Here is a 24,911-nt window from a genome sequence, read left to right as displayed (position 1 = left end):
CTGGCCCTGAAGACGCGACAAAGCCCCTTCGTTCAGCCGAGGGCTCAGTCTGCTGGGCGGATGCCGTGCCCGCAAGCCTTTGCAGGGTGCCTGCAAAGGGGGGCTGCAGACGGGGCTTTAACCGTTCGCAACCGAACCGCCAGTGTCAGCCTGCGACGCAACTGATCAGCGGCTCCAGGCACAAGGCGGTTACGGCCGGCTCGGCGAGACTGCTGCGCATGACTGCAGCACTCCGACTCGGCATCCTGGGCGCCGCACGCATTGCCCACGAATTCGCACGCGGCGTGGCCGCCTCGCCGGCCATCGAACTGGTCGCCATCGCCGCACGCGACCCGGCGCGTGCGCAGGCCTTTGCCGCCGCCCATGGCGTGGCCGAGGTGGCGCCGGACTACGAGGCCCTGCTGGCCGACCCCGGCATCGAGGCCGTCTACATCCCGCTCAGCAACGATCTGCACCAGCCCTGGGCGCTGCGCGCGCTGGCGGCGGGCAAGCATGTGCTGTGCGAAAAGCCGCTGACCCTGGGCGCCGCCCAGGTGCGCGAGCTGCAGGCGGCGGCGCGGCAGGCGGGCCGGGTGCTGATGGAGGCCTTCCCCTACCGCTTTCAGCCGCAGACCCTGGAGCTGCTGCGCCGGGTGCGTGCCGGCGCGCTGGGGCCGCTGCGCCATGTTTCGGGCGAGTTCGGCGTGCCGCTCGATCTGCCCGGCAACTACCGCTACGACCCGGCCTGCGGGGGCGGCGCGCTCTGGGATCTGGGCGTCTACCCGCTGAGCCTGATGCGCGCCCTGGCCGGCCGCCAGCCGCTGCGCGTGCAAGCGCTGGCCCATGAACAGGGCGGCGTGGACCATGGCCTGGCCGCCAGCCTGCTGTGGGCCGACGGCCTGACCGCCACCCTGGCCTGTCGCTTCGATAGTTCGCCACACCGCCAGGTGCGCATCCATGGCGCACGCGCCGGCCTGAGCTGCGGCTTCTACAACCATGTGAGCGCGGATCGGGCCTGGATCGAGGTGATCGACCAAGGCGACTACCTGGGCCGGCGCGAGAGCGTGCCGCCCGGCGATGGCTTCCGGCTCGAAGCCGAGGCCTTTGCCGCGCGCGTGCGCGGCGTGCCGGCCGACCCGCTCTGGCCGACCGAGGCCGAGACGCGCGACACCATCGCCCTGGTGGAGGCCCTGCTGCGCAGCGTGCGCGAGGGCCGCGCCGTGGAGTTGGCGGCCTGCTGAGGGCTTGATCTCCTGCAAGGCGGGCCGGGCCCTGGCGGCCTAGGCTTGCCGCATGGACACCGAACGCGCGCTCGCCGCCCTGCGCACCGTCATTGACCCCGAGGTCGGCATCAACATCGTCGATCTCGGCCTGGTCTACGGCATGGACTGGCGGCGCGAAGGAAGCGCGCTTCACCTCGCGCTGACCTGCTTGATCCCGGGGTGATGGGTCAGCACGAAGGTCTGCTCGATGGCCCCTTCACTCCACGGCTCCTGTTCGCCTTTGCTGGCTCGCCTGACGGCGGCCGACACCTCTTTCAGCGCCAATTCAATGGGCTCACTCCTGGCACCGAGTCCGCGGAGCAACTCGCTGGTGTAAAGGCCATGTGGGCCGGTGCCATCTGAAGCGACTGAGCCTGGTCGAGTGGCGAAGTGGGCGAGCGTGCCCGCGGGCACGGCAGGCATGCGGCCCAGGCCCCGGGATCGAGACCGCCAAGACTGGCCGAAAGGGTTGTCGCGGCATGCGTCGATGAGCAGGATGCGAGCCCCGGCTTGCTGATCGTCCAGGCGCTCTGCCAGGAGATTCAGGTTGATGCTGTTCAGCGCAGCATCGCCTTCGCTGCGCAGCCGCGCGTCAACCGCGGGCAAGTAGTTGATGCCGCGCACCTGCAGGCCATGGCCGGCATAGAAGAACACCACATCCTCGCCAGGGCGAATGGACTGCACGAAGCGATCCAGCACGGAGCCAATGTCGTCACGCTTCAGGTTTTCGACCAAGCTGACTTGAAAGCCATGTGCTGAGAACAGGCGGGCCATAGCGCGTGCGTCGCTCACCGGATTGAGCAGTGGCGCTTCTCGGTAGTCCTGATTGCCGATGACAAGCGCGTGCCGGTTGGTGCGTTCCGACTGAGCCATCGACAAGGGGGACTCAGCCCGGAGACCGAGGCTGCGACTGATCGGTCGCTGGCGCTGAGTTTCCCGGGCCCGATCCAGTTGCTCTTCCAGCAGTCGAGCTTCCGCATGGGCATCCAGAGCAGACGGATAGTCGCCAGCTTCCCCCAGGAACTGTGCCAACTCGTGCCAGCTAGCGCTCGCCGAGCTGAGATCGCCCTGCGCGAGGTCGCGTGAGATCGCCTGTAGCACCTCATACTTTCCTTCCATCAGTCGCCCGAGTCCGATCTTGGCGATGCCCAAGTTGTGGCGCGCCACGGTCGAGGCGGAGTCATTTGCCGGAATTCGGATGCGGGCCGCGCGCTCAGCGACTTGCAGTGCCTGTGCGAACTCGCGCCGCTGCAAGTAGGTGTCGGCCAGGTTGCTCAATGCAATGACCTCAAATGACGACTCACCATGGGCCTTCGCCATTTCGGCCATCTTGAGATAGATGGCCCGGCTGGCTTCTGGATCGACATCCGCCGTGATCATGCCAAGCGTGTTCTGAACAAATAGCTGCAGCTCGATTTCATCCGCCTGTCCCACGATCAGTTCATGTGCTTCCCGGGCGATGGCCAAAGCTCCGTCGGCGCCTTTTCTCCCGCTGAGAGCTGATGCCTGGCGGGCCAAGGCCCATGCCAGCCGCTGCGCGTCACCCATCCGTCGCGCCACTGCCATCGCCGCTTCCCGGGATTGCAGCGTCGCTCTTTCGTCCTTGAGCTGCTCGTGCAAATCGGCCTGGGATGCCAGCACCCGGTACTGCCACTTTGCGGGTAGCGCCATCAGTGTCTCTGCGTCGAAGCGCTGCAGCTCTGCTGCGGCATGGGCAGGTTGGCCGCTGACCAAGTAGTAGTGCTTCCAAGCCAGCGCCGCTGCCGCCTCTCCACTCGTGCGCTTGGACTTGTCGAGAGAACTGCGCCAGGGCGCCCAGCGATCCTCCATGGCAAGCAGACTCTTGAAGTCCAGCTTTTGGGCATGGTCGCTGGCAAGCAGGAAGTACAGGTCCAGCGCCTCTGGACTTCCCGCTGGTGATCGGAGAAGTAGGGCGTCAATCCGGGCCGCCCAGTTCACCCGACTGCGCTCCGGCATGCGTTCGAGCACATCAATATCACGCCGCAAATCCTGCTGGCCAAAGCTCAACTGAGCTGCGGCCATGCACAGGACCGCCAGGATGCAGCGAATGCATGACATGGCCTCTCCCCTCAGCATGTCAAGTTGTCGGGCCTCCCTGCAGAGTCTGCCCGTAGGAACTGGTGCGAGCAAGGGCGCATGCAGGCCATTGCGCAAGGCTTGACCTGCTGCAAGGCGGGAACCAGTTTGGTTGCCTACCCTTGCGGCATGGATTCCGAACGCGCGCTCGCTGCCCTGCGCACCGTCATTGACCCCGAGGTCGGCATCAACATCGTCGATCTCGGCCTGGTCTACGGCATGGACTGGCGGCCCGAGGGCCTGCGCGTGCGCCTGAGCATGACCAGCGCCGCCTGCCCGATGGGCGAGTGGATCGCCGAGCAGGCGCTGGACGCCTTGGACGCCGCCTTCCCGAACCTGCCGCCGGCCGAAGTGGACCTGGTGTGGGAGCCGCCCTGGGGCCCCGAGCGCATGAGCCCCGAGGCGCGGGCGCAACTGCAATGGCCCACGAACTGAAGCTGCCCTTGCCCGCCACCCCGCGCCCCGCACGGCCGGCGCGCGCCGGGGTGGCCTGGCAGCGCCTGCCACTGCTGGCGCTGGGCCTGATCGCCCTAGTGCTGGGCCTGAGCGGCGGCCTGGCCCGGCTGGGCCTGGGCGCGCCGGTGCCGGCTGCGGCCGGCGCGCATGGCCCGCTGATGCTGCTGGGCTTCTTTGGCGTGTTGATCGCGCTGGAACGCGCGGTGGCCCTGGGCGCGATGTGGGGCTACGGCGTGCCGCTGCTGGCCGGTGCCGGCAGTGCGGCCTTGCTGCTGGGCGGGCCGGCGCCGGCGCTGTTTGCGGCCTCGGCCTGCGGCATGCTGGTGCTCACCACCTGGCTGTGGGCGCGCCAGCCCGAGCCCCATGCCGCGCTGCTGGTGGCCGGCGCCGCCAGCCAGGCTCTGGGTAGCCTGGGCTGGGCGCTGGGCTTTGCCTTCAGCGCCACGCTGCCGGCCTGGCTCGGCTTCCTGGTGCTGACCATCGCCGCCGAGCGCCTGGAACTCTCGCGCCTGCGCCCGCGCGGGCCGGCCGCGCAGGCCAGCTTCTGGCTGCTGGCCAGCGCCTGCGCGCTGGCCTGTGCCGCGGCGCTGTTTGAAGGGGCGTGGGCGCTGCCGCTGCTGGGCGCCAGCCTGCTCGGCCTGGCCGTCTGGCTGCTGCGCCATGACATCGCCCGCCACACCGTGCGCACGGCAGGCCTGACGCGTTACGTCGCCATCTGCCTGCTCTCGGGCTACGCCTGGCTGGCGCTGGCCGGCGCGCTGATCGCCCGCCACGGCCTGCCGGCCGGCACCTTCGTGTACGACGCCGCGCTGCACGCCCTGCTGCTGGGCTTCGTGTTCGCCATGGTGTTCGGCCACGCCCCTTTGATCGGCCCGGCGCTGTTGCGCATCCGCCTGCCCTTTCACCCCTCGCAATACCTTCCACTCGTGCTGCTGCACGCCAGCCTGGCCCTGCGCCTGGCGGGTGACGCCGCAGAAGAGCAGGCGCTGCGCCAGGCCGGGGCCTGGGGCAGCGTGGCGGCGATTGCGCTTTTCATCGCCCTGCTGATCTGGCGCGCGACGCGCCCCAAGCCTTGATGGACACGCTCACCACCCGATTGCTCGAAGCCCTGAAGGCGCGCGGCGCCACCGAAATCTTCGGCATCCCCGGCGACTTCGCCCTGCCCCTGTTCCGCGAGATCGAACGCAGTGGCCTGCTGCCGCTGCGCACGCTCTCGCACGAGCCCGGCGTGGGCTTTGCGGCCGATGGCGCGGCGCGTGCGCGCGGCGGCCTGGGCGTGGCCGCCGTCACCTACGGGGCAGGGGCCTTCAACCTCGTCAACACCGTGGCCGGCGCCTTTGCCGAGCGCGTGCCCCTGGTGGTGCTCTCGGGCGCACCGGCCGCGCACGAGGCCGGCAGCGGATTGCTGCTGCACCATCAGGTCAAGAGCCTGGATTCGCAGTGGCGCCTGTTCGAGGAAGTGACGGCGGCGCGTGCGCGCCTGGACGACCCCGAGCGCGCACCGGCCGAGATCGCCCGCGTGCTCGACGTGGCGCTGCAGCAGTCACGCCCCGTGTACCTGGAGATCCCGCGCGACTGCCCGGCCCTGCCCTGCGGCCCCGTGCCGGCCTTCCAGCCCAAGACCTGGGATGCCGAGCGCGCCGCCGCTTGTGCCGACGAGATGCTGGCTCGCCTGCGCGCCGCCAAGGACCCGATGCTGGTGGTGGGCGTGGAAGTGCGCCGCTTCGGCCTGGAAGCGCGCGTGGCCGAACTGGCGCGCCGGCTGGCGCTGCCGGTCGTCACCACCTTCATGGGCCGCGGCCTGCTGGTGGGGCAGGGCGTGCCGCTGGCGGGTACCTATCTGGGCCTGGCCGGCGACCCGGACTTGAGCGCCCGCGTCGAGGGCTCGGACGCGCTGCTGCTGCTCGGCGCCATCGTCAGCGACACCAACTTCGCCGTCTCGGCCAAGCGCATCGACTTCCGCCACGCCATCCACGCGTATGACGAGGCCGTTCACATGGGCCATGCCGTCTATCCCGGTCTGCCCCTGGCGGCCCTGGTGGAGGCGCTGCTGGCGCGCCTGGACCCGCAGCCCCAGCGCCCGGTGGCCCCGCCGCCCGCGCCACCGCGCTACCCGCGCGATCTGGCCTGGGACGAGCAGCCCGTGCAGCCCCAGGATGTGGCCGCCGCGCTGAACGACCTGATGGCTGAGCAAGGCCCGCTGCAGTTGGTCAGCGACGTGGGCGACTGCCTGTTCACTGCCATGGAAGTGGGGCCCACGGCCCTGCTGGCGCCGGGCTACTACGCCACCATGGGCTATGGCGTGCCGGCCGGCCTGGGCTTGCAGGCCGCCACCGGCGAGCGCCCCATCATCCTGGTGGGCGACGGCGCCTTCCAGATGACCGGCTGGGAACTCGGCAACGCGCGCCGCCTGGGCCTGGACCCGATCGTCATCGTCTTCAACAACGGCGGCTGGGAGATGCTGCGCACCTTCATGCCCGAGGGCGGCTTCCACGATCTGGGCAGCTGGGACTTCGCCCACATGGCCGCCGGCATGGGCGGCGAGGGCCAGGTGGTGCGCACCCGCAGCGAGCTGGCCGCGGCGCTGGCGCATGCGGTGGCGCGGCGCGGCAGCTTCCAGCTCATCGACGTGCGTCTCGCGCCCGGCCAGCTTTCGCCCACGCTGGCGCGCTTTGTCAAGGCGGTGAAAAGGCTGTCGATGCCTGTTGCGGCATCGGCGTAAACCCAAGCCCGGCCGTCACAAACTTTCGTTACCTTTTTCGGGTGGCCACTGCAGGCCCAACGAATGGAGGTAGCGAATGAGCATCTGGAAGCGCTGGGGCATTGCCAAGCGGTTGTTTGCCCTGAGTGGCGTGCTGGCACTGGCCCTGCTGGCCGCCGCCTATGTCGTCACCCAGGCCGTGCAGGAGGTGAACGGGTTGGCCGGCCGCACCGGTGAGAGCCGCGTGCCGCAACTGCAGCGGGTGGCGGCCCTGGAGCTGGCGGTGACGCGGGTGTCCCTGCAGCTGCGCCACGCCATGCTGGCGCGCACGGACCAGGAGCGTGACACCGCGCTGGCCGATGTGGCCGAGAAGCGCAAGACCATCGAAGAGCTGGTGGAGGCCTACCGCACCGCCCTGTTCACCGAGGCCGGGCGCCAGCAGTTCGCTGCCACGCCACCGTTGCTGGCAGCGTTCTGGCAGCAGGGCGAGGGCACGCTGGCGCTGATCCGCGCCGGGCAGCGCGAGGCCGCCTTCGCGCACCTGGTGGAGCACACCATCCCGGCCCGCAATGCGCTGCTGCGCGAGCTCACCGCCACGGTCGAGTTCCAGACCCGCATGCTCACCCAGGAGCTGCTGCGCATCCGCGTCGATGCCGGCGCGATCTTCTGGACGGTGGTGGGCCTGGTGGCCCTGGCCGTGCTGGGCCTGGGCCTGTGCGTGTGGCAGGTGACGGCCGCGCTGCGCCGCCGCATGCAACTGGCCCGCGGCGTGGCCGAGGCGGTGCGCGCGGGCGACCTGACGCAGACGGTGCGCGACCCCGAGCGCGACGAGTTCTCGCCCCTGCTGGCTGCGCTGGCCGACATGCAGGCCACGCTGGGCGGCACCGTCTCCACGGTGCGCGGCAATGCGGAATCCGTGGCCACCGCGAGCGCCCAGATCGCCCAGGGCAATGCGGACCTGAGCCAGCGCACCGAGGAACAGGCCAGCGCGCTGCAGCAAACCGCGGCCACCCTGGATGAGCTGGGCGCCACCGTGCGCCACAACGCCGAAAACGCGCGCCAGGCCAACCAGCTCGCGCACACCGCCTCCGAGGTGGCTCAGCAGGGCGGAACGGTGGTGGGCCAGGTGGTGGACACCATGCAAGGCATCCAGACCAGCAGCCGCAAGATCGCCGACATCATTGGCGTCATCGACGGCATCGCCTTCCAGACCAACATCCTGGCGCTGAACGCCGCCGTGGAGGCGGCGCGCGCCGGCGAACAGGGCCGCGGCTTCGCGGTGGTGGCCGGCGAGGTGCGCAGCCTGGCGCAGCGCAGTGCCGAGGCGGCGCGCGAGATCAAGGCTTTGATCGGCGCCAGCGTCGAACGCGTGGAGCAGGGCAGCACCCTGGTGGACCAGGCCGGCCAGACGATGACGCAGATCGTGCAGTCCATCCAGCGCGTCAGCGCCATCGTGGCCGAGATCAGCACCGCCAGCGCGGAGCAGGCCAGCGGCATCGGCCAGGTCAGCCTGGCGGTGAACCAGATGGATCAGGTGACGCAGCAGAACGCCGCGCTGGTGGAGGAATCCGCCGCCGCGGCCGAAAGCCTGCGCAACCAGGCCGGCCAGCTGGTGCAGGCGGTGGCGGTGTTCCGGCTCTGAGCCAGGGCCGGTTAACAGGCCCTACTTGGTGAACACCGGCGGCTGGGCGTAGAGCCGCTCCAGGTACTGCGCCTCGGTCAGGGTCGGGAAGAGCTCGATCAGGCGCACGCGCTCGGCCAGCACATGCAGGGCCAGGCCGCGGCTGCTGTGCAGCACGATGCGCGCGTTCTTGGCCATGCGGCTGGCCAGCATGTGGCTGTTCTCGGGCCGGTCCAGGGCCTGGCGCCAGGGCTCCATGGCCACCTGCAGGCCGTTGGCGCGCGTGGGCGCCAGGGCCAGCAGCAGCAGACGCTCGGCGTGCAGGTAGGCGGTGGCGCCCAGCGCGCTGAAATCCAAGCGTTCCAAGCCCTGCAGCGAGCCATAGCCCACGTTCGCGTGCCGGGCCTCGGCCTGCCCCAAGGCGGTCAGCAGCTCGGCCTGGCTGCTCTGCCCGGGCTTGAGGCCGCGCCACAGGTTGTCGGTCAGCACCATTCGGTTCTCCATGCTCGCGCGCGGCGCGCCCCTCAGGGCCCGCCCTCCAGCAGCTTCTTGGCAAAGGCGGCGCGCTCGGGGGACTTCTTCTTCAGCTCGTCGGGCGCGTACAGGTACATCATCACCGTCTCGGAGAGGTCCTCGGCGGCATTGGTCTGGGCGTAGTCGGTCGGGGCCTTGCTGGGGTCGGCCAGATTGCTCAGGGTCGGGTCCCAGCCGGTGGCCTTGGCCCATTCCTGCATCAGCGGGTTGTCGGCCATGTTGTCGTAGGCGGTGCAGGTGCGCGGGTCGAAGCCGTTCGTCAGGCCGTGTGTCAGCTCGTGCGCCAGCGTGCCCTTGAACTGCGTGGCCTTGTCCTTGAAATCGAGCGGGTTGCTGGCCACGTCGGTCAGGATCAAGGTGCCCTGATCCTCGAACCATTCGCCATAGGTGCTGGTTTCGGCCTGGCAGCCGCTGTCGTCGCGGCTGATCGCCTTGGCCGTGCGGCCGATCTGCTTGATGGGGTGGTTGGCACAGGCCATCAGTCCGCCCATCTTGTCGAGCACCTCGTTGACCTGCGCCTTCTCCTCGTCGGTGAAGGCCTTGCTGAGGATCTCGTCCTTCACGGCCTGGGGGCAGCCTTTGTAAGCGTCCGAGCCGGTCAGGGCCTTGGCGCCGTCGTCGATCAGCTGCGGCAGCTTGGCGGCCTTGGCGCAGGTCTGGGCCGCCTTGCCCAGGGCCTCCTTGGCGCCGGGCGTCTGGCTGGGTTTGGCGGGGCGGGGGCTTCCGGAGATCGGCATGGGGCGCCTCGTGGTCAGGCTGCAGCGAGCAGGTCGCGCGTCTGCTGCAGGAACGCCAGGTAGCGGCGGTGCAGGCGGCGCAGCGCCGGCTCGGCGGCTTCGCCCACCGGGCCCTGCAGGGTTTGGGAGAGCCAGCCGAACTGCGGGTCCTGCAGCCAGCCCCGGCCAAAGCTCAGCATCAGCGCCGCCAGCAGCGGTCCGGCGGCGTGCCAGGCCGGGCCACGCTGCTGCGCCCATTCGGCCGCCTGGGCCTGCGCGGCGCGCACCAGGGCCTCCAGCGCGGCCGGGCCCACCACCTTGGCCTTGGCCGGCCAGGCCGCCGCCAGCGCGCCCACCCATTCACCGGGCGGGCGCTGGGCCAGCGCCTGCAGGCGCTCGAACTCCCATTGCAAGCCGGCCTGGGCGGCCGCGGCCTCCAGCGCATGGGCGGGGCCAGAGACGGCGTCGATATAGGCCAGCAGGATCTCGTGCAGACGGTCGGCACGCGCCAGCGCGCCCTCCTCGCGGTCGGCCAGTGTGGGCCCCAGCAGGGCCTGGTACTGCGGGTCGCTGTCGCAGTCGCTGCCCAGCAGCAGCATCAGCTCCAGATAGAAGCGCACGGCGCCGCGGCAATCCAGGCCATGGGCGGCTGCGCGCTGCTGTGCCCGCTCCACCAGGGCGGCCAGGGCGGGCGCACCCATCAGCTGGGTCAGCGCCGGGGCGAACTCGCGCGCATGGGCCTGCAGCTCCTGGCTGTACTGGGCCGCCAGGCCTTGCTCAAGACGCTGCAGTTGATCGGCTTGGAGGCGGAACACATCGAGCTCCCGAGGCGGGCGGAAGGGGGTGCGGCGATCATGCCAGCAGCACCCCCGTCGGCGCAGGGGGGATCACCGCCCCCCTTGCCTGGGCGCCTGGCTTGCGGGAATCTGCGGGGTGCCGGGTGCAGCCCGCTTGACGCGCTTCAAGGTTTCCGCAAAAGCCCGCCGGGGCGGCTTGCGGACACTAGATGTGGTGGCTAGGCTGCCCGCCTCACACTATCTATAGCGTCATGAACCAGAATCTCCTGAACGAACTGCAGGCCCAGCCGATCAGCCGCGAGGTGCTGCTGGAGAAGTACGCCAAGGGCGAGGAGCAGAGCATCGAGGCCGTGCAGGCGCGCGTGGCCGCCGCCCTGGCGCAGGCCGAGGCCCCCGAGGCGCGTTCGCGCTGGGCCGCGGCCTTCGAGCAGGCGCTGCGCGAGGGCTTCGTGCCGGCCGGGCGCATCCAGTCCGCCGCCGGCGCCGGCCTGGCCGCCACCTTGGTGAACTGCTTCGTGCAGCCGATCGGCGACAGCATCAGCACGCCCGAAGAGGGCTTCCCCGGCATCTACCAGGCCCTTGCCGAGGCGGCCGAGACCATGCGCCGCGGCGGCGGCGTGGGTTATGACTTCTCGCGCATCCGCCCGGCCGGTGCCTGGGTGGGCTCGACGCAAAGTTCGGCCAGCGGCCCGGTCAGCTACCTGAAGGTGTTCGACCGCAGCTGCGAGACGGTGGAGAGCGCCGGCGCCCGCCGCGGCGCGCAGATGGGCGTGCTGCGCTGCGACCACCCCGACATCGAGGCCTTCATCCACGCCAAGGACGGCGGCGAACTGCGCAATTTCAACCTCTCGGTCGGCGTCACGGACGCCTTCATGCAGGCGGTGGTGGATGACGCCGAGGTGGAACTCACGCACAAGGCAGAGCCCGGCAAGACCCTGAAGGAGGCCGGCGCCTACCGCCGCGAGGACGGCCAGTGGGTCTACCGCCGCCTGCGCGCCCGCTTGTTGTGGGACCAGATCATGCAGTCCACCTACGACCACGCCGAACCCGGTGTGCTGTTCCTCGACAGCATCAACAAGGACAACAACCTCGGCTACTGCGAGACCATCACGGCGACGAATCCCTGCGTCACCGCCGACACCTGGGTGATGACCGAGCAGGGCGCGCGCCAGGTGGCCGAGCTGGTGGGCACGCCCTTCGTGGCCCTGGTGGACGGCAAGCCCTACCCGAGCGAATCGGCGGGCTTCTTTCCCACCGGCGTCAAGCCGGTGTTCCGGCTGCGCACCCGCGAGGGGCATGCACTCACGCTGACGGCCGACCACCCGGTGCGCAAGGTCACGAAGCGCACCCGCTACCTGACGCACAGCGCGTGGACGCCGGCGGGTGAGCTGCAGCCGGGCGACGAGGTGCTGCTGCACGACCATCGCGCCGCTGAGGGCTGGGATGGCCCCGGCACGGCCGAGCAGGGCTATCTGCTCGGCCTGCTGATCGGTGACGGCCGCCTGCGCGAGGACAAGGCCATCCTTTCGGTGTGGGCGCCGCAGTACCGCGTGGTGGGCAGCGATGTGCACAGCAGCCCGCAGGCGGCGGGCATCGTGGCAGCGGTGGAGGCGGCCATCGCCACGCTGCCGCACCGGGCCGACTTCCAAGGCTGGCAGAAGCCGGTGCATGCGCAGGGCGAATGCCGGCTGGCCAGTGCCGCTCTTCGAGACCTCGCCGCCGGCTGGGGCGCCCGGCCCCAGGCCAAGACCTTGACGCCAGAGATGGAGCGTGGTTCCTCGGCCTTCTGCGCCGCGCTGCTGCGTGGTCTTTTCGATGCCGACGGCTCGGTGCAAGGGAGCCAAGACAAGGGCGTGAGCGTGCGCCTGACCCAGGCCGACGAAGCCCTGCTGCAAGCCGCCCAACGCCTGCTGCTGCGCCTGGGCGTGGCCAGCACCCTGTACCGCGAACGCCGCCCGGCTGGTGAGGCCCTGCTGCCCGATGGCCATGGTGGCCAGGCCTTCTACCCACAGCGCGCCTTGCATGAGCTGGTCATCAGCGGCGACAGCCTCGCCGTCTTCGCCGAGCGCATCGGCTTTGCCGACACGCCGAAGGCCGACCGTCTGCAGCAGTTGCTCGGCAGCTACCAGCGCAAGCTGAACCGCGAACGCTTCGTCGCCACCGTCGAAGCCCTGGAGCCGGCCGGCGAGGCGCCGGTCTACGACGTCACCATCGCCGATGTGCACGCCTTCGACGCCAACGGCCTGCTGGTGCACAACTGCGCCGAAGAACCCCTGCCCCCCTACGGCTGCTGCTGCCTGGGTTCGATCGACCTGACCCGCTTCGTCGTCGACCCCTTCAGCCCCAACGCCGCCTTTGACGAGAACCGCTTCAGCGCGCTGGTGGACGTGGCCGTGCGCATGCTGGACAACGTGCTGGACCTGACGCTGTGGCCGCTGCCGCAGCAGCATGACGAAGCCATGGCCAAGCGCCGCATCGGCCTCGGGTTCACCGGCCTGGGTGATGCCCTGGTGATGCTGGGCCTGCGCTACGACAGCGCCGCCGCGCGCACCCAAGGCGCGCGCATTGCCGAGGTGATGCGCGATGCCGCCTACCGCGCCTCCGCCAACTTGGCCGCCGAGCGTGGCCCCTTCCCGCTCTTCAATGCGGACCTGATGCTGGCCGGCGAGCGCTTCGCCAACCGCCTGCCCAAGGCGCTCAAGAAGCGCATCCGCGAAGTGGGCCTGCGCAACTCGCACCTGCTCGCCATCGCCCCCACCGGCACCATCAGCCTGGCCTTTTGCGACAACGCCAGCAACGGCATCGAACCCGCCTTCAGCTGGACCTACCAGCGCAAGAAGCGCCAGGCCGATGGCTCGCACAAGGAATACGCGGTGGAGGACCATGCCTATCGCCTGTTCCGCCACCTGCACGGGGCCGACACCCCGCTGCCGCCGGCCTTCGTCAGCGCGCTGGAGATCAGCGCCGCCGACCACGCCGCCATGGTCGGCGCCGTGGCGCCCTACATCGACACAGCCATCAGCAAGACCGTCAACGTACCGGCCGACTACCCCTTTGCCGATTTCCAGGACCTCTATCTGCAGGCCTGGAAGCTGGGCCTGAAGGGCCTGGCCACCTACCGGCCCAATGCGGTGCTGGGCTCGGTGCTGTCGACGACGCCGACGCCACCGCCCGCGCCGCTGCAGGTCAGCGACCCCAACCAGCGCCTGGTGCTCAAGGCCAGCAGCCAGCCGGTGCTGGCCTCGCTGCGCTGGCCAGGCCGGCCCGACCTGCCCGCCGGCAACCCCGGCTGGACCTTCATGGTGCGCCACCCCCATGGGTCCTTCGCCCTCTTCATCGGCGAGTGGCCCGATGAGGCCGGCCGCAACCGCGTGTTCGAGGTCTGGGTCAATGGCGCCGAGCAGCCGCGGGGCTTAGGCGCATTGGCCAAGACCCTGAGCATGGACCTGCGTGCCGACGACGCTGGCTGGCTGCAGCTCAAGCTGGAGCAGCTCGCCACCGTGGCGGAAGAACATGCCTTCGACATGCCCTTCCCGCCGCACGGCCAGCCGCGCCGCTTCCCCGGCGTGGTGGCCGCGCTGGGCGCGCTGCTGCGCTGGCGCTGCGAGCAGCTCGGTTCCCTGCAGGAGGGCCAACCCACCCCCGTGCTGGACGCGCTGTTCAGCCGCAGCGAACCGCAGACCGGCGCGGACGGCACGCTGGCCTGGGCGGTGGATGTGGTCAACCCCGCCACCCATGAGGACTTCACCCTCACGCTCAAGGAAGTGACCCTGCCCGGGCCGGATGGCGCGCTGCACACCCGGCCCTGCGCGATGGCGCTTTCGGGGCGCTACCCGCGCGCGCTCGACGGCCTGGCCCGCACCCTCAGCCTGGACATGCGCGTCGTCGACCCGGCCTGGATCGGCATGAAGCTGAGGAAGCTTCTGAACTACGCCGAGCCCCTGGGCGACTTCATGGCCTTCGAGCCTTCCTTGAAGGGCGAGCGCCGCCAGAAGACCTGGCCCAGCACCGTGGCCTACCTGGCGCGCCTGGTCATCCACCGCTACGCCATGCTGGGCGTGCTGGACGAGCAGGGCTACCCGCTGCGCGACATGGGCGTGCTGCAAGCCCCTGCCCCGCAGGGCGTGGTGACCCCGGCCGGCAGCCTGCAGGTCCAACCCGGGCGGCCCTGCCCGGAATGCGGCAATGCCACCTTGATCCACAAAGACGGCTGCGACTTCTGCACCGCCTGCGGCTACGTGGGGCAGTGTGGCTGAACAGGGACCGAGCGCTGTCCTGAGGACAGCGCGACGCCCTGTGAAGCGCGAGCGCCTACGAGCGCGAGCGTGGGGGAGATGGGCCCGAGGACCGTCCTGAGGACGGTCCGACGCCCATCGAACGACACCGGCCGTCTGGCGGCCGGTGGCTGGGCGCGCACTGAAGATGGCAGTCCTCGGTCCGAGGTTCCCAGCAGGAAACATCGGCCCTGCCCATCGAACCAGCCCGTGGGGGCTTCACCCCCACCCCCCGCCCCCTTTCTCTTTGTCTTGCCAAAGAGAAAGGCGCCAATGTACGCAGCCGGCCTCGGGGCGCACGCAGGCTTTGGGCATGATCCCCCCATGCGAACCCTCCGCCTCCTCGCCCTGCTGGCCGCCCTCATCGGCGCCGCCTTCCTGCTCAACCCCTCGGCCGAGCGCCACCGCGCCAAGATCAAGAGCGCCGTGGCCGAGCGCAACCAGCTGGCGGCCCTGCTGCGCCTGGGCGATCTGCAGGCCTTTGTGTCTGATTACCACTCGCTGGGCGTGGCCTCGTACACCACGCTGAATGGCAAGACCCTGTCGGTCGGGGCCTTCGGGGTGGTGGTGGTGCTGGAGCCCGAGTCGGGCCGCTGAGGTTCAGAGCTCGTCCGGAAAGTAGAACGTCCCCGGCGCCAGCAGCGGCTTGGGCTGCAGCTGCGTCACGCTGAAGGGGCTGAGCTGCCCGCTGGCCTCCCAGGCCTCGGCACCCCCCACATGGTTCAGCGCCGTGAACTGCAGGGTCCAGCGGCCGTCGGCGTGGATCTGCAGCTCGGGTTCGCGCTGCAGCTGGCGCAGTGCGTCCAGGCCGTGCGCGGGCCCGGCCAGCCAGCTTTCCAGGATGAACTCGGGCTGGCGGTAGAACTCGGCATCGGTGATCTGCACGCGCGGGTCGCGCAGCCAGGCCACCAGGGTGCGGGCGAAGGCGGCCAGGCCCAGGCGTTCCCAGGGCAGGCCGGGCTGGCTGCGCAACAGCTCGCTGGCCAGGCCGAGCGCCTGCGGGCCGGCCAGCGCCGTGAAGCGGCCGTCCTGCTCGATCACGTGCAGCGAGCGGTTCTGTTGGTCGATCAGCCAGTAGAAGCCGCTCACGGGCCAGCCGCCGCCGTAGCTGCGCGTGACGTCGCGGCGCCACCAGCGCGTGTGCTCGGGGTGCAGATAGGGCGCGGCGGCGTCGATCAGGCCCTGCGGCAAATTGGGAGGCGTGCTCATGGGGTTCTCGTCAGGGGGCGCGCTCGCAGACGATGACGATGGCCTGCGGGTTGTACTTGGCGTCGAACTCTTCTTGCGACATCTCGCGCGTGCGGCCGCCGTAGGCGGGGTCGGGGTCGCGCACCTTGTAGGTGCGGTTGCCGTCCTCGTCGATGTCCACGCCTTCCAGCATCACGCGGTGGCCGGGGTCCTTGAAGCCGATCAGCGCGGGCTTGCCGTCCAGCGTGGCGGGCAGGTCCTCGGAGGCGATGTTGCGGTGCGTCTGGGTCTTGACGCCGTGCTTTTCCAGCAGCTGGGCGGCGTAGGCCGGGTTGATCGGCGTGGTCTCGAAGTCGTGATCGGGTTTGCCCATCAGATCGCGCACTTCCTGCTGCAGATCCTCTTCGGGGATGTTCTCCCCGGTGAGCTCGTGGATCATGTTGCGGCTGGAAGCGACGACGCAGGAGTTGCTGTTCTGCTGCGTGAAGTGGCCCAGCAGCCAGCGTCGCACCTGGGCCAGCGCGCGATTGATCGAGAAGCCTTCGCTCTCGGCCGGGCAGGGGCTGACCGGGCTGCCCTCGCTGGCGCCGCTGAATTCCTCTTGGGCCGCCTGTGCGGCCAGGGCCAACTCATCCATGGCGCGCCTCCGGGGTTCTGGCCTGGGTGGGAGCCTGGGCCTGGGTCTTGGGTTCACGCAGGGCGGCGCCCAGCAGCACCTCGATGCGGTCTTGCTCGTTGCTCAGGGCGGGGTCGTCCAGGATCTGCATCAGCCGGCTCTTCAGCGCCGGGCTGCCTTGCACCGCCGCGCACAGCATCACGTCCACCAGCACCACCTGGTTGGCTTCCTTGTGGATACCGCGTTCGGCCGCGCTGCGCAGCAACTGCCCCACCAGGGTTTCGAGCTGGTAGGGGTCGTACTGCGCGCACACCTGGGGCAGGTGGCGGCGCACATGGGTGAGCACGCGCGCCTGCAGGCCTTGCAGGCGTTGGGCGGCCAGGGTGCCGATCTGATCGGTGGAAAGCTTCAGCATGCGCCGGGTTGAGAGGGAGCGCGGTCAGCATAGCCGGCACGCGGGCGCTGACTTCTGGCGCGGCCCTGGCTCCCCCCTAGGCTCGTGCCCATGAACCTTCTGCTCATCGGCGGTGGCCGCTTTGTCGGCCACCATCTGCTCGAAGCCGCGCTTGCCGCCGGCCATGCCGTCACCGTTTTCAGCCGCGGCCAGAGCCGCAGCACCTGGCCCGCCGGCGTGGAGGTACGCGTGGGCGATCGCAACGGCGACCTCAGCGCCTTGCAGACCGGCCATTGGGACGCCGTGCTGGACTGCTGCGCCTACCTGCCCGGCGAGGTGACGCGCCTGGCCCAGGCGCTGGATGGCCGCGCCGCCCGTTATGTGCTGATCTCCAGTGTTTCGGCCTACGCCAGCTTCGCGCAGCCGAATGATGAGGACAGCCCGCTCGGCAGCCTGGCCGCGGACGACCCGGATCTGCTCAGCGGCACGGTGAACGGCCGCAGCTACGGGCCACTGAAGGCCATGGCCGAAGCCGCGGCCCTGCAGGCCTGGGGTGACGCGGCCTGCCTGCGCATCCGCCCCGGCCTGGTGATTGGCCCGCAGGATCCGACCCAGCGCTTCACCTACTGGCCGGTACGCCTGGCGCGCGCCCAGGCGGGCGAAGCGGTGCTCGCACCGGGCCGGCCCGACACCCCGGTGCAGTGGATCGACGCGCGCGACCTGGCCGCCTTCACGCTGAAAGCGCTGACGGAGGGCCGCCAGGGCGCGGTGAACGTGCACACCGGCCGTGATGAACTGCGCCTGGGCGCCGTGCTGGACGAGATGGCCCGGGCGCTGCAGCGTCAGCCGCGCTGCGTGTGGGTGCCGGACGAAGTCTTGCTGGCCGCCGGCGTGACCCCCTGGAACGAGCTGCCGCTGTGGCTGCCGGCGCAGGGCGAGTACGCGCACTTCATGCGCAACAGCAACGAGCGCGCGCGTGCCTGGGGCTTGCGGACGCGCCCGGTGGCCGAGACGGCGCGCGACCTCCTGGCCTGGTGGCAGGCCCTGCCGGCGGCGCAGCAGGACTTTGACAAGGCCGGCCTGGCTTCCGAGCGCGAGCGGGAGCTGCTGGCCGCGTTGAGCTGATCGGCTCAGGCGCCCGGGTACTCCATCTGCAGGGCGACGAAGTCCGCCGTGGCGGCGCCATGGCGGGCGCGGATGCGTGCCAGCGCCGCCTGTAGCACCGCCACCGGGGTCTGGTCCGCCGCCAGGCTCAGGGTCTGCAGGCCGGGTTCGGGGCCGCTGCGGTCGGGCAGGAAGACGAGACCGCCGCGGCTGCGCACCGGGCCGGCGGCCAGGCCCAGCACCTCGCTGCACCAGGTGCGCGCGTGGGCATCGGCCAGCAGGGCCAGGCCCAGTTCGTCCATGCCCGGCTGCAGGGCCAGGCCGAGCTGCTCGCGGTCCCACAGGCGCAGCCAGTTGCCGGCGGCGGCGCCCATATGGCGGGCGCGCAGCTGGAAGTCGGCGCTGCGGTGGCGGGCGCTCCAGTCGGCCAGGCCCAGGCGCGCCGCGAGCGGCTGCGCCACCGCCGGGCCGGCCATGGCCTGCACCAGCGCCAGCGAGACCGGCAGCGAGGCGGTCACGCCGGTGGTGGTGATGACGGGCCCGTCGGCCAGGTAGCGGCGGTCGGCCACCCAGCGGGTGTCCGGGAACTTGCGGGCCAGCGCGTCGCGCGAGTACCAATGGCCCACCGCCTGGCGCCCCTGCAGCAGGCCGGCGCGTGCCAGCACCCAGACGCCGTCGCACACGCCCAGCACGGTGGCGCCCTTGGCGGCCTGGGCGCGCACCCAGGCCAGCAGGGTGGAGTCGTCGTCGTGGTGCACGGCGGGCACCACCAGCAGGTCCGCGCCCTCGGGGTGGGCGGCATCGAAGGCGGCGATGCTGGCCTGGGCCTGCAGCTGCAGCGCCGGGAACAGGCGGATCGGCCCCGCCTGCGTGCCCAGGGCCACCACATCGGCCACGCCGCTGGCCTGCAGCACGCCGTAGGGGATGACGTAGTCGGTGAGCTCGGTGTAGCGGTTCTCGCCCAGCACGGCCACCAGCGGCCGGCTGCGGCCGGCGCGCGGCGGCGGCAGGCGCAGCGGGGCCTCGGCCGAAGAGGCCGCGGTGGCCGGTGGCAGGGTGGGCGCACAGGCGCTGAACAGCGGGGCACTCAGACTGGCCAGCAGCTGGCGCCGGCGCAGCTCGGGGGGTGGCGTGGCAGGCATGGGGGGCACGAGGAAGCCAGGGCGGGCGGATTCTGGGCAGCCCGCTGTGCCACAGGCCGGCCTTGCGACGTTCTGCGGCCGCCGGGGTGCGAACTGCGATTGGCGCGGCGGCGGTTGGCGCCCTGCCAGCGCCGCTTCAGCCCCCGCGGCCCTCAGTTCGGCGCAGCGGCGCCCTGGGGCGGGAGGCAGGTCGTCAGAATCGCGCCCTTCTTTTCAACCTCGCTGTCGAACCTGCCATGGCCCGTCCCTCGCTCCGTCGCCTTTCTCTGGCCCTGCTGCCGCTTCTGCTGGGCGCCTGCGCGCTCAAGACCGTCGACATCACCGAGGACCAGTTCCTGCGCGGGCGCAAGAGCGATTGGGTCAGCGACCGCATCACCCGCAGCAATCTGGAGCTGGCGCTGCCCGATCTGCCCGGCCAGAGCCTGAAGGGCTGGCGCCTGAGCCACCCGGCGCCCAAGGCCACGCTGATCTACTTCTACGGCGGCGGCAACAACCTGTGGGACAACGCCCGCCTGATGCACGAACTGGCGCAGAAGCTGGAGGTGGACGTGGTCAGCTTCGATGTGCGCGGCACCGGTGCCAGCGGCGGCCAGACCCGCTTCGAGACGATGCGCGCCGACGCGCTGCGCATCTACGACCAGCAGCGCAAGCCCGGCCAGCCCACGCTGGTGCTGGGCTACTCGCTGGGCAGCGTGGCGGCCGTGCACCTGGCCGCCAACCGCCCGGTAGAGGGCCTGATGGTGGCGGCCGGCATCTCCAGCTTCGACGAGGCGCGCGGCCACTTCGACAAGCTGGTGCCCTGGTATGCCAAGCCCTTCGTCGAGCTGAAGTTCGACCCCGCCTTCCTGCAACGCCCGCAGCCGGTGGACGAGATGCCCAAGGTGCAGGCGCCCACCCTGGTGATGCACGGCGAGGCCGACGAGACCCTGCCGGTGCAGTGCGGCGATTCGCTGGCCCAGGCCAGCAAGGCGCCCTGGAAGCGCTACCTGCGCATCCCGGCCAAGGGCCACGGCAACCTGCCGCTGGTGAGCGGCGAGGGCCTGGAGGCCCTGCGCGCCCTGGTGGCGAGCGGGTCAGCGCAGCGCCACCGTGGCGGGGCGCTGATCCAGCCGCGCCCTACTCGAAGTCGACCCGCGCCTTCTCGACCGTGTAGCGGCCGCTGCCGTAGTAGCCGCGGGTGCTGGCGTCGCGCGTGAAGCGCAGGCGCAGCGTGGGGGCGCTGCTCGGGTATTGCGGGCCGCTGTCATACACCGGGCGCGGGGCGCTGCCCAGGTTGTAGCTGGCGCTCTGGTCCACCAGGCGGGTCAGGCTCTTGGAGGTTTCCAGGGCACCGAAGACATCGGCCGAGTCGTAGGCGCCGCTGTAGTAGCGCGTGCCGATGGCCGCCCGCGCGCTGGTGACGGTGCGCGTGCCGTAGTGGTAGCGGTCGCCGGCCGAGAGCAGGCTGACGCGCAGATTGCTGACCTTGTAGGTGCTGGCCGCCTGCACGCTGGCGGCGTTGCTGTCCACCACCACGAGCACGCCGGCACCGTAGACCTGCGCGGTGCTGGCGGCCGGGTCCACCAGCACGCCGGTGTTCTCGTCCACGCCCAGGCCCAGGCGGATGTTCAGCGCGCGCATCGCCGCGGCCAGGCGGCCCAGGCGGCCGGAGCGGCGGTCGAAATGGGTGTCGCTCAGCAGCACCGTGGGCAGCAGACCCAGGCCCTTCATGGTGCCGCCGTTCTCTAAGAAGCGCAGCGCGCTGGTGCCCTCGCGGGCATCACCGAAGTTCAGGTAGTTCGGGATGGCGGTGGGGCTGGGCAGGTCGGCGCCGAAGTACAGATAGCCGTAGCTGATGCCCACGCCGTGCATGGTGGCGTTGAGCAGGTGGTTGCCGGCCGAATCGCCCGCCACCACCAGATTGCCGGCGCCACCGTTCCAGCGCGTGCGCAGGGTGGCGGCCAGGTCGCTGTCGCTGCCGTCGTCCTTCAGCCAGGTGCGGGCGTGCTTGGCCTGGTCGCCACCGGCGAAGAACACCACATCGGCCTGCTGCAGGATGGCCAGGTTGGCATTGCCCTCGGCGGTCCCGGCGCGCGCATGCGTCGTGTAGTTGTCGATGTGGGCGGTGATGAACTTGGGCGAGAAGCCGTGCGTCTGAAAGAGGTTGTAGTAGCCGCGCTTGGCCAGGCTGCCGTCGGCGTTCAGCAGGTCGTTCTGGAAGGCATCCGCCCCCACGGCGTAAGAAGCCGCGGCCGAGGTGACGACGGCGATGCGCGGGCAGCGCGTGGTGGCCCAGTCGGTGCCGCAGTTGCGCGTGCTGGCCAGGTTGGGGGTGAAGCCGGTGTCGATGCCGGTGGCCTTGCGCAGGCCGTTGACGAACAGATCGGTGTTGGTGTCGCCGTAGGCGCCGCCCATCAGGTAGAGCTTGCCGGCAAGGGCGGGGTTGACGAGACAGGCAGACACGAGCAGGGCAGTGAGACGACGCATGCGGGCTCCGGAAGGGCTGGGGTGCAGTCAGCGTAGGCAGCGCGCCCCGGTCTTCCCAGGGCCGGGCTTGCGCCAAAGCGGCATGGCCTTGCGGCTTTGGGCCGGCCCTGGGGCAGATCCTCAGCGGGTTCACCCGCGGTGGCGCGGGCTCAGGGCCGCGGGTGTGCGGCTTGATCGGCGCGCTGGTACTCGGCCGAATCGCGCACTTCGGCCATGGCCGCCCACCACTGCGCCGGGCTCAGGCGGCTGCTGCGCGCCAGGTGGCGGCCCAGCACCAGGTAATAGGGGCGTTCCTGCAGCGCGGGCTCCAGGCGGTGCAGCAGCGGCGCCCATTCGGGCCGGCGCTGCAGCAGGCCCTCGGCCTCGCTGTTCTGCAGGGCCAGCGCCGCCACGCGGCCGCGCAGCAGCTTCTCCACATTGGCCTCCACGGCGCGCACGGCGTCGTCCACCGCGTAGCCCTGCTCGCGCAGCACGCCGGCAATTGAGTAACCCAGCTGCGCGCCCACCGGCACGCGCTCGGGCAGGCCGCTGAGCTGCCGGCCGTCCCAGCGCAGCGTGGATTCGCGCCGCACATACCAGTAGTAGCGCTGCGTGCGCAGGGCCAGGCTGGCGTCGGGCTGGCCGTCGCGCATCGGGTACAGGCCGAATTCCTCACGCTCCGGCACATGGCTGATGGACAGCACCGCATCCAGCTGCCCGCTCTTGAGCTCCAGCAGGCAGCGCTTGGCGGGCAGGAAGGCGGGCTCCATCTCGACCCCAGTGCGCTGCGCCAGCAGGTCCAGGAAGAGGAAATCCAGGCCGCGGCGCAGCAGCTTGCCTTGCTCGTCGGCCAGGCGGTAGGGCGGGTTGGCCACATCGCCCAGGCAGACGCGCAGGCGCTCGGCCCGGGCCGGCAGGCCCAGCGCGAGCAGCAGCGTGACGGCGAGGGCGGGAAGGATGCGCATGGTCGGGCGAGGCCCGCCAGTGTGCCCGCAGCCCGCGGTGGCAGGTTTGACGCCTGTCAGCGCGCCGGTGCGGCGGCGCGGCCCGTCACCAGCAGGCCCAAGAGGGCCAGGCCGAGTGTCCAGGCCAGCACGGCGCCATAGGCCTGGGGCCCGGCCTGGCCGCCGGCGAACAGCGCCCCGGCCAGGGCCAGGGCCACGGTGGTGGCCAGGGCATCGGCCAGCTGCAGGGCCGAGGAATTGCGGCCCTGCTCGGCCGGGGCCGAGAGCGCCAGGGTCAGCACCGACAGCATCGGCCAGGCCAGGCCGATGCCCAGGCCGGCCAAGGCCCAGCCGGCCAGCACCCAATGCGGCGCACCGCCACCCAGCATCGGCCAGGCCAGCAGCAGCTGCCCGGCCAGCAAGAGGGCCAGGCCGGCTTGCAGGCCGCGGCGGCGCGCTGCCTCGTGGCGCAGCCGCGCCTGCAGGGCGCTGCCCAGGCTCCAGCTCACCGCCGCCGCGCTCAAGGCCAGGCCGCCCTCAGAAAGGCTCCAGCCCGCCACCCGGTTCAGGTACAGGGGCACGAAGGCCTCGGTACAGAAGAACGAGGCCGCCATCAGCCCGCGCAGGGCGATGACGGCCGGCAGCCCCGGCCGCGCACCCAGGCTGCCGGCCGGCAGCAGGCGCGCCGCCGCCGGCGCCAGCGCCAACAGGGCCAGCCAGGCCAGCGCGCCCAGCTGCTCGGCGCCATGCAGGGCCAGCGCCGCGCCGGCGGCCAGGCCGGCCCAGAGCAGCGGCGCTCCGGCGCGCGCGCCCTCCGGCAGCGCGGGCAGGCGGCGCAAGGCCGGCAGCAGCAGCAAGGCGGTGGGTGGCAGCAGCGCGGCCACGCCCAGGAACACTGCGCGCCAGCCCCACAGCTCCACCAGACGCGCCGCCAGCCAGGGGCCGAGCAGACCGGGCAGCACCCAGGCGGCGGCCATCCAGGCAAACAGGCGCGGGTGCAGGCTGGCGGGCAGCAGCCGGCCCATGCCCACGTAGAGCGCCACGCCCAGCATGCCCACGCCCAGGCCCTGCACGGCACGGCCGGCGCTGACCCAGTGCATGCCCGGCGCCAGCCCGGCCACCACCAGGCCGGCGCCAAACACCAGCAGGCCGTAGAGGCTGGCGCGGTAGGGGCCCTGGCGGTCGCACACCGGCCCGGCCCACACCATGCCCAGCACCGAGAGCGCCAGCGTGCCGCCAAAGGCTAGTGCGTACTGGCTCAGGCCATCCAGCGCCGCGGCGATGGCCGGCATGGCGGCGGCCACCGCCACGGCCTCGAAGGCCAGCATCGAGACCAGGGCCAGGGCGCCCAGGATGGCGGCGCGCTGGCCGGAGTCGAGTGTGGTGGGGGCGGTGGCGGACATGCGGGCCTGGCAGAAAGCAAGGCCCGCACTGTGCAACTTGAAGCGAACTTCAAGTCAAGCGCGGCGTCTCACTTCAAGGTTTTGAGAGCAGCGCTGCCCGTCGCGGGGAAGTCGGTGAACACGCCGTCGATGCCCAGCTTCATGAAGTACGCCAGCTCGCTCTTGCCGTCCTTGAAGCCATAGGTGCCGGCGTCGTCGCGGAAGGTCCAGGTGTGCACCAGCAGGCCGCGCGCATGGGCGGCCTCGATGACGCCGGTGCTGCCGTCGACGCGGCGGTCGTGCACGGTGCGCGTGCTGTCGCCCGTGCGCTCCACGCCGTCGTCCACCGTCTTGACGAGGTAGGGCTTCCAGGGACCGATGGCGTGCGCATAGGTCTTGACGAAATCCAGCCCTGCCGGGCTGAGCAGGTCGGCAAAGGTGCGCGCATCGCCCTTGACGACGAAGTCATAGGGCTGGCGGTAGGGAGCGACGAGGGACATCGAGCCATCCGCCTTGACGTCGTCGGCGTCGATCAGCTGCACGCGGCGAATCTGCGTCTTGCTGGCCAGGTATTGCAGGTTCGCCACCTCGAAGGACTGGATGAACACCGGTGCGCTGGCGGCATTGCCATAGGCCGCATGCAGAGTGGCGAGCAGCTTGTCCTCGAACACATGGGCGCCGAACAGACCGGCGTGGAAAGTCGAGTGCTTGATCTCGGGGTAGATGCCGATCGTGCGGCCGGTCTTGGCGGACTGCGCCTTGGCCAGCGCGATCACCTCGTCCAGCGTGGGGATGCTGAACTGCCCGTCAAAGGCCTTGGAGCGACCGGCGCGCGCCTGAACGGCGCGCAGGGTCTTGAGTTCGGCGAGCGTGAAATCGCTGGCGAAGTAGGCGCTGGTCGACTCACCATCGACCAGGCGCGTGCTCTTGCGCGCCGCGGGGAACTTGCTGGCCACGTCGGTCGTGCTGTCCAGCATCGGCTCGTGGCGCGCCAGCAGCACGCCGTCCTTGCTCAGCACCAGGTCGGGTTCGATGAAGTCGGCCCCCTGTTCGATGGCCAGCTGGTAGGCCTCCAGCGTGTGCTCGGGGCGCTCGCCGCTGGCGCCGCGGTGGCCGATGACGAGCGGCGCCTTGCCGTCCAGGGTCTTGAAGGTCGGGGCATCGTTGCCGCCGCCGCAGGCTTGCAGCAGCAGCGGCAGGGCGAGCAGAAGAAACTTGATTCGCATGGGGCTCCCAGAGGTTCTGCGCAGCGCAACTGC

General features: G+C 70.9%; 22 protein-coding genes. 10 read left to right on the top strand and 12 right to left on the bottom strand.

Features of this window, described 5'->3' with window-relative positions; genetic code table 11:
• The first annotated feature begins 218 nt into the window (after positions 1–218).
• The gene (locus ACE3QP_RS17785; RefSeq protein WP_374437829.1) at positions 219–1,220 is read left to right on the top strand and encodes a Gfo/Idh/MocA family protein; all 1,002 of its coding nucleotides are present in this window, start codon (positions 219–221) and stop codon (positions 1,218–1,220) included.
• 52 nt (positions 1,221–1,272) lie between these two features.
• Positions 1,273–1,425, top strand: a complete 153-nt coding sequence (locus ACE3QP_RS17780; protein WP_374437828.1) for an iron-sulfur cluster assembly protein — start codon at positions 1,273–1,275, stop codon at positions 1,423–1,425.
• Here the strand turns inward: ACE3QP_RS17780 and ACE3QP_RS17775 are convergent.
• The gene (locus tag ACE3QP_RS17775) at positions 1,392–3,320 is read right to left on the bottom strand and encodes a caspase family protein (protein WP_374437827.1); all 1,929 of its coding nucleotides are present in this window, start codon (positions 3,318–3,320) and stop codon (positions 1,392–1,394) included. The two genes, ACE3QP_RS17780 and ACE3QP_RS17775, sit on opposite strands and share 34 nt — an antisense overlap.
• A gap of 147 nt (positions 3,321–3,467) precedes the next feature.
• Between ACE3QP_RS17775 and ACE3QP_RS17770 the strand changes: the two genes are divergently transcribed.
• The 4 genes from ACE3QP_RS17770 (at position 3,468) to ACE3QP_RS17755 (ending at position 8,137) form a co-directional block, all read left to right on the top strand.
• Complete coding sequence (locus ACE3QP_RS17770; RefSeq protein ID WP_374437826.1) at positions 3,468–3,773, top strand: metal-sulfur cluster assembly factor; 306 nt, start codon at positions 3,468–3,470, stop codon at positions 3,771–3,773.
• Complete coding sequence (locus ACE3QP_RS17765; RefSeq protein ID WP_374437825.1) at positions 3,758–4,870, top strand: hypothetical protein; 1,113 nt, start codon at positions 3,758–3,760, stop codon at positions 4,868–4,870. The genes ACE3QP_RS17770 and ACE3QP_RS17765 overlap by 16 nt, the downstream gene beginning before the upstream one ends.
• Entirely contained in the window at positions 4,870–6,516 is a 1,647-nt protein-coding gene (gene ipdC, locus ACE3QP_RS17760) for an indolepyruvate/phenylpyruvate decarboxylase (protein WP_374437824.1), read from the top strand. The genes ACE3QP_RS17765 and ipdC overlap by 1 nt, the downstream gene beginning before the upstream one ends.
• A gap of 76 nt (positions 6,517–6,592) precedes the next feature.
• The gene (locus tag ACE3QP_RS17755; protein ID WP_374437823.1) at positions 6,593–8,137 is read left to right on the top strand and encodes a methyl-accepting chemotaxis protein; all 1,545 of its coding nucleotides are present in this window, start codon (positions 6,593–6,595) and stop codon (positions 8,135–8,137) included.
• A gap of 21 nt (positions 8,138–8,158) precedes the next feature.
• Here the strand turns inward: ACE3QP_RS17755 and ACE3QP_RS17750 are convergent, their stop codons facing one another.
• The 3 genes from ACE3QP_RS17750 to ACE3QP_RS17740 are packed head-to-tail and all read right to left on the bottom strand — an operon-like array spanning position 8,159 to position 10,181.
• Positions 8,159–8,608: a hypothetical protein gene (locus ACE3QP_RS17750; RefSeq protein ID WP_374437822.1), complete on the bottom strand. Its 450-nt coding sequence runs from the start codon at positions 8,606–8,608 to the stop codon at positions 8,159–8,161.
• 32 nt (positions 8,609–8,640) lie between these two features.
• Complete coding sequence (locus ACE3QP_RS17745; protein ID WP_374437821.1) at positions 8,641–9,387, bottom strand: hypothetical protein; 747 nt, start codon at positions 9,385–9,387, stop codon at positions 8,641–8,643.
• 14 nt (positions 9,388–9,401) lie between these two features.
• The gene (locus ACE3QP_RS17740) at positions 9,402–10,181 is read right to left on the bottom strand and encodes a hypothetical protein (RefSeq protein ID WP_374437820.1); all 780 of its coding nucleotides are present in this window, start codon (positions 10,179–10,181) and stop codon (positions 9,402–9,404) included.
• 233 nt (positions 10,182–10,414) lie between these two features.
• Between ACE3QP_RS17740 and ACE3QP_RS17735 the strand changes: the two genes are divergently transcribed.
• A complete protein-coding gene (locus ACE3QP_RS17735) occupies positions 10,415–14,419 on the top strand; it encodes an LAGLIDADG family homing endonuclease (RefSeq protein WP_374437819.1) in 4,005 nt (1,334 codons plus the stop codon).
• A gap of 342 nt (positions 14,420–14,761) precedes the next feature.
• Entirely contained in the window at positions 14,762–15,034 is a 273-nt protein-coding gene (locus tag ACE3QP_RS17730; protein ID WP_374437818.1) for a hypothetical protein, read from the top strand.
• Between the two features lie 3 nt (positions 15,035–15,037).
• Here the strand turns inward: ACE3QP_RS17730 and ACE3QP_RS17725 are convergent, their stop codons facing one another.
• Genes ACE3QP_RS17725 through ACE3QP_RS17715 form a run of 3 tightly spaced genes read right to left on the bottom strand, consistent with a single transcriptional unit; the run spans position 15,038 to position 16,656 of the window.
• On the bottom strand, positions 15,038–15,646 hold the full coding sequence (locus ACE3QP_RS17725) for a hypothetical protein (RefSeq protein WP_374437817.1): 609 nt from the start codon (positions 15,644–15,646) through the stop codon (positions 15,038–15,040).
• Between the two features lie 10 nt (positions 15,647–15,656).
• Entirely contained in the window at positions 15,657–16,262 is a 606-nt protein-coding gene (locus ACE3QP_RS17720; RefSeq protein WP_374437816.1) for a hypothetical protein, read from the bottom strand.
• Positions 16,255–16,656 (bottom strand): hypothetical protein, encoded by a 402-nt coding sequence (locus tag ACE3QP_RS17715; RefSeq protein WP_374437815.1) that lies wholly within the window; start codon positions 16,654–16,656, stop codon positions 16,255–16,257. The genes ACE3QP_RS17720 and ACE3QP_RS17715 overlap by 8 nt, the downstream gene beginning before the upstream one ends.
• Positions 16,657–16,746: 90 nt before the next feature.
• On the opposite strand from ACE3QP_RS17715, the gene ACE3QP_RS17710 reads away from it, so the two are divergent.
• Positions 16,747–17,760, top strand: coding sequence for an NAD-dependent epimerase/dehydratase family protein (locus tag ACE3QP_RS17710; protein WP_374437814.1), 1,014 nt, complete (start codon positions 16,747–16,749; stop codon positions 17,758–17,760).
• Between the two features lie 5 nt (positions 17,761–17,765).
• Here ACE3QP_RS17710 and ACE3QP_RS17705 read toward each other — a convergent pair whose 3' ends face one another.
• The gene (locus ACE3QP_RS17705) at positions 17,766–18,881 is read right to left on the bottom strand and encodes a DJ-1/PfpI family protein (protein WP_374437813.1); all 1,116 of its coding nucleotides are present in this window, start codon (positions 18,879–18,881) and stop codon (positions 17,766–17,768) included.
• Positions 18,882–19,117: 236 nt separating this feature from the next.
• Between ACE3QP_RS17705 and ACE3QP_RS17700 the strand changes: the two genes are divergently transcribed.
• Positions 19,118–20,077 (top strand): alpha/beta hydrolase, encoded by a 960-nt coding sequence (locus ACE3QP_RS17700; RefSeq protein WP_374437812.1) that lies wholly within the window; start codon positions 19,118–19,120, stop codon positions 20,075–20,077.
• Here ACE3QP_RS17700 and ACE3QP_RS17695 read toward each other — a convergent pair.
• The 4 genes from ACE3QP_RS17695 to ACE3QP_RS17680 all read right to left on the bottom strand — a co-directional run bounded on the left by ACE3QP_RS17695 (position 19,998) and on the right by ACE3QP_RS17680 (position 24,878).
• Positions 19,998–21,347 carry a cyanophycinase gene (locus ACE3QP_RS17695; RefSeq protein WP_374437811.1) on the bottom strand — a complete coding sequence of 450 codons (1,350 nt, stop codon included), beginning with the start codon at positions 21,345–21,347 and terminating at the stop codon, positions 19,998–20,000. The genes ACE3QP_RS17700 and ACE3QP_RS17695 overlap by 80 nt on opposite strands.
• Before the next feature lie 149 nt (positions 21,348–21,496).
• The gene (locus ACE3QP_RS17690; RefSeq protein ID WP_374437810.1) at positions 21,497–22,291 is read right to left on the bottom strand and encodes a substrate-binding periplasmic protein; all 795 of its coding nucleotides are present in this window, start codon (positions 22,289–22,291) and stop codon (positions 21,497–21,499) included.
• Between the two features lie 56 nt (positions 22,292–22,347).
• Complete coding sequence (locus tag ACE3QP_RS17685) at positions 22,348–23,673, bottom strand: MFS transporter (protein WP_374437809.1); 1,326 nt, start codon at positions 23,671–23,673, stop codon at positions 22,348–22,350.
• 68 nt (positions 23,674–23,741) lie between these two features.
• Positions 23,742–24,878, bottom strand: a complete 1,137-nt coding sequence (locus ACE3QP_RS17680; protein ID WP_374437808.1) for a glycerophosphodiester phosphodiesterase — start codon at positions 24,876–24,878, stop codon at positions 23,742–23,744.
• Between the last annotated feature and the right edge of the window lie 33 nt (positions 24,879–24,911).

The sequence above is a fragment of the Inhella sp. genome (assembly GCF_041912635.1).
Lineage (GTDB): Bacteria > Pseudomonadota > Gammaproteobacteria > Burkholderiales > Burkholderiaceae_C > Inhella.
The sequence above is the reverse complement of the archived record's forward strand: the minus strand, read 5'-3'. Positions and strand labels throughout refer to the sequence as shown.

Bases quoted from the DNA above. Each gene is read 5' to 3' on its own strand.
- ACE3QP_RS17715 (WP_374437815.1), bottom strand. From the start codon at position 16,656: ATGCTGAAGCTTTCCACCGATCAGATCGGCACCCTGGCCGCCCAACGC.
- ACE3QP_RS17755 (WP_374437823.1), top strand. From the start codon at position 6,593: ATGAGCATCTGGAAGCGCTGGGGCATTGCCAAGCGGTTGTTTGCCCTG.
- ACE3QP_RS17695 (WP_374437811.1), bottom strand. From the start codon at position 21,347: ATGCGTCGTCTCACTGCCCTGCTCGTGTCTGCCTGTCTCGTCAACCCC.
- ACE3QP_RS17725 (WP_374437817.1), bottom strand. From the start codon at position 15,646: ATGAGCACGCCTCCCAATTTGCCGCAGGGCCTGATCGACGCCGCCGCG.
- ACE3QP_RS17710 (WP_374437814.1), top strand. From the start codon at position 16,747: ATGAACCTTCTGCTCATCGGCGGTGGCCGCTTTGTCGGCCACCATCTG.
- ACE3QP_RS17780 (WP_374437828.1), top strand. From the start codon at position 1,273: ATGGACACCGAACGCGCGCTCGCCGCCCTGCGCACCGTCATTGACCCC.
- ACE3QP_RS17765 (WP_374437825.1), top strand. From the start codon at position 3,758: ATGGCCCACGAACTGAAGCTGCCCTTGCCCGCCACCCCGCGCCCCGCA.
- ACE3QP_RS17775 (WP_374437827.1), bottom strand. From the start codon at position 3,320: ATGTCATGCATTCGCTGCATCCTGGCGGTCCTGTGCATGGCCGCAGCT.
- ACE3QP_RS17750 (WP_374437822.1), bottom strand. From the start codon at position 8,608: ATGGTGCTGACCGACAACCTGTGGCGCGGCCTCAAGCCCGGGCAGAGC.
- ACE3QP_RS17745 (WP_374437821.1), bottom strand. From the start codon at position 9,387: ATGCCGATCTCCGGAAGCCCCCGCCCCGCCAAACCCAGCCAGACGCCC.
- ACE3QP_RS17685 (WP_374437809.1), bottom strand. From the start codon at position 23,673: ATGTCCGCCACCGCCCCCACCACACTCGACTCCGGCCAGCGCGCCGCC.
- ACE3QP_RS17705 (WP_374437813.1), bottom strand. From the start codon at position 18,881: ATGCCTGCCACGCCACCCCCCGAGCTGCGCCGGCGCCAGCTGCTGGCC.
- ACE3QP_RS17730 (WP_374437818.1), top strand. From the start codon at position 14,762: ATGCGAACCCTCCGCCTCCTCGCCCTGCTGGCCGCCCTCATCGGCGCC.
- ipdC (WP_374437824.1), top strand. From the start codon at position 4,870: ATGGACACGCTCACCACCCGATTGCTCGAAGCCCTGAAGGCGCGCGGC.
- ACE3QP_RS17770 (WP_374437826.1), top strand. From the start codon at position 3,468: ATGGATTCCGAACGCGCGCTCGCTGCCCTGCGCACCGTCATTGACCCC.
- ACE3QP_RS17720 (WP_374437816.1), bottom strand. From the start codon at position 16,262: ATGGATGAGTTGGCCCTGGCCGCACAGGCGGCCCAAGAGGAATTCAGC.
- ACE3QP_RS17700 (WP_374437812.1), top strand. From the start codon at position 19,118: ATGGCCCGTCCCTCGCTCCGTCGCCTTTCTCTGGCCCTGCTGCCGCTT.
- ACE3QP_RS17680 (WP_374437808.1), bottom strand. From the start codon at position 24,878: ATGCGAATCAAGTTTCTTCTGCTCGCCCTGCCGCTGCTGCTGCAAGCC.
- ACE3QP_RS17690 (WP_374437810.1), bottom strand. From the start codon at position 22,291: ATGCGCATCCTTCCCGCCCTCGCCGTCACGCTGCTGCTCGCGCTGGGC.
- ACE3QP_RS17785 (WP_374437829.1), top strand. From the start codon at position 219: ATGACTGCAGCACTCCGACTCGGCATCCTGGGCGCCGCACGCATTGCC.
- ACE3QP_RS17735 (WP_374437819.1), top strand. From the start codon at position 10,415: ATGAACCAGAATCTCCTGAACGAACTGCAGGCCCAGCCGATCAGCCGC.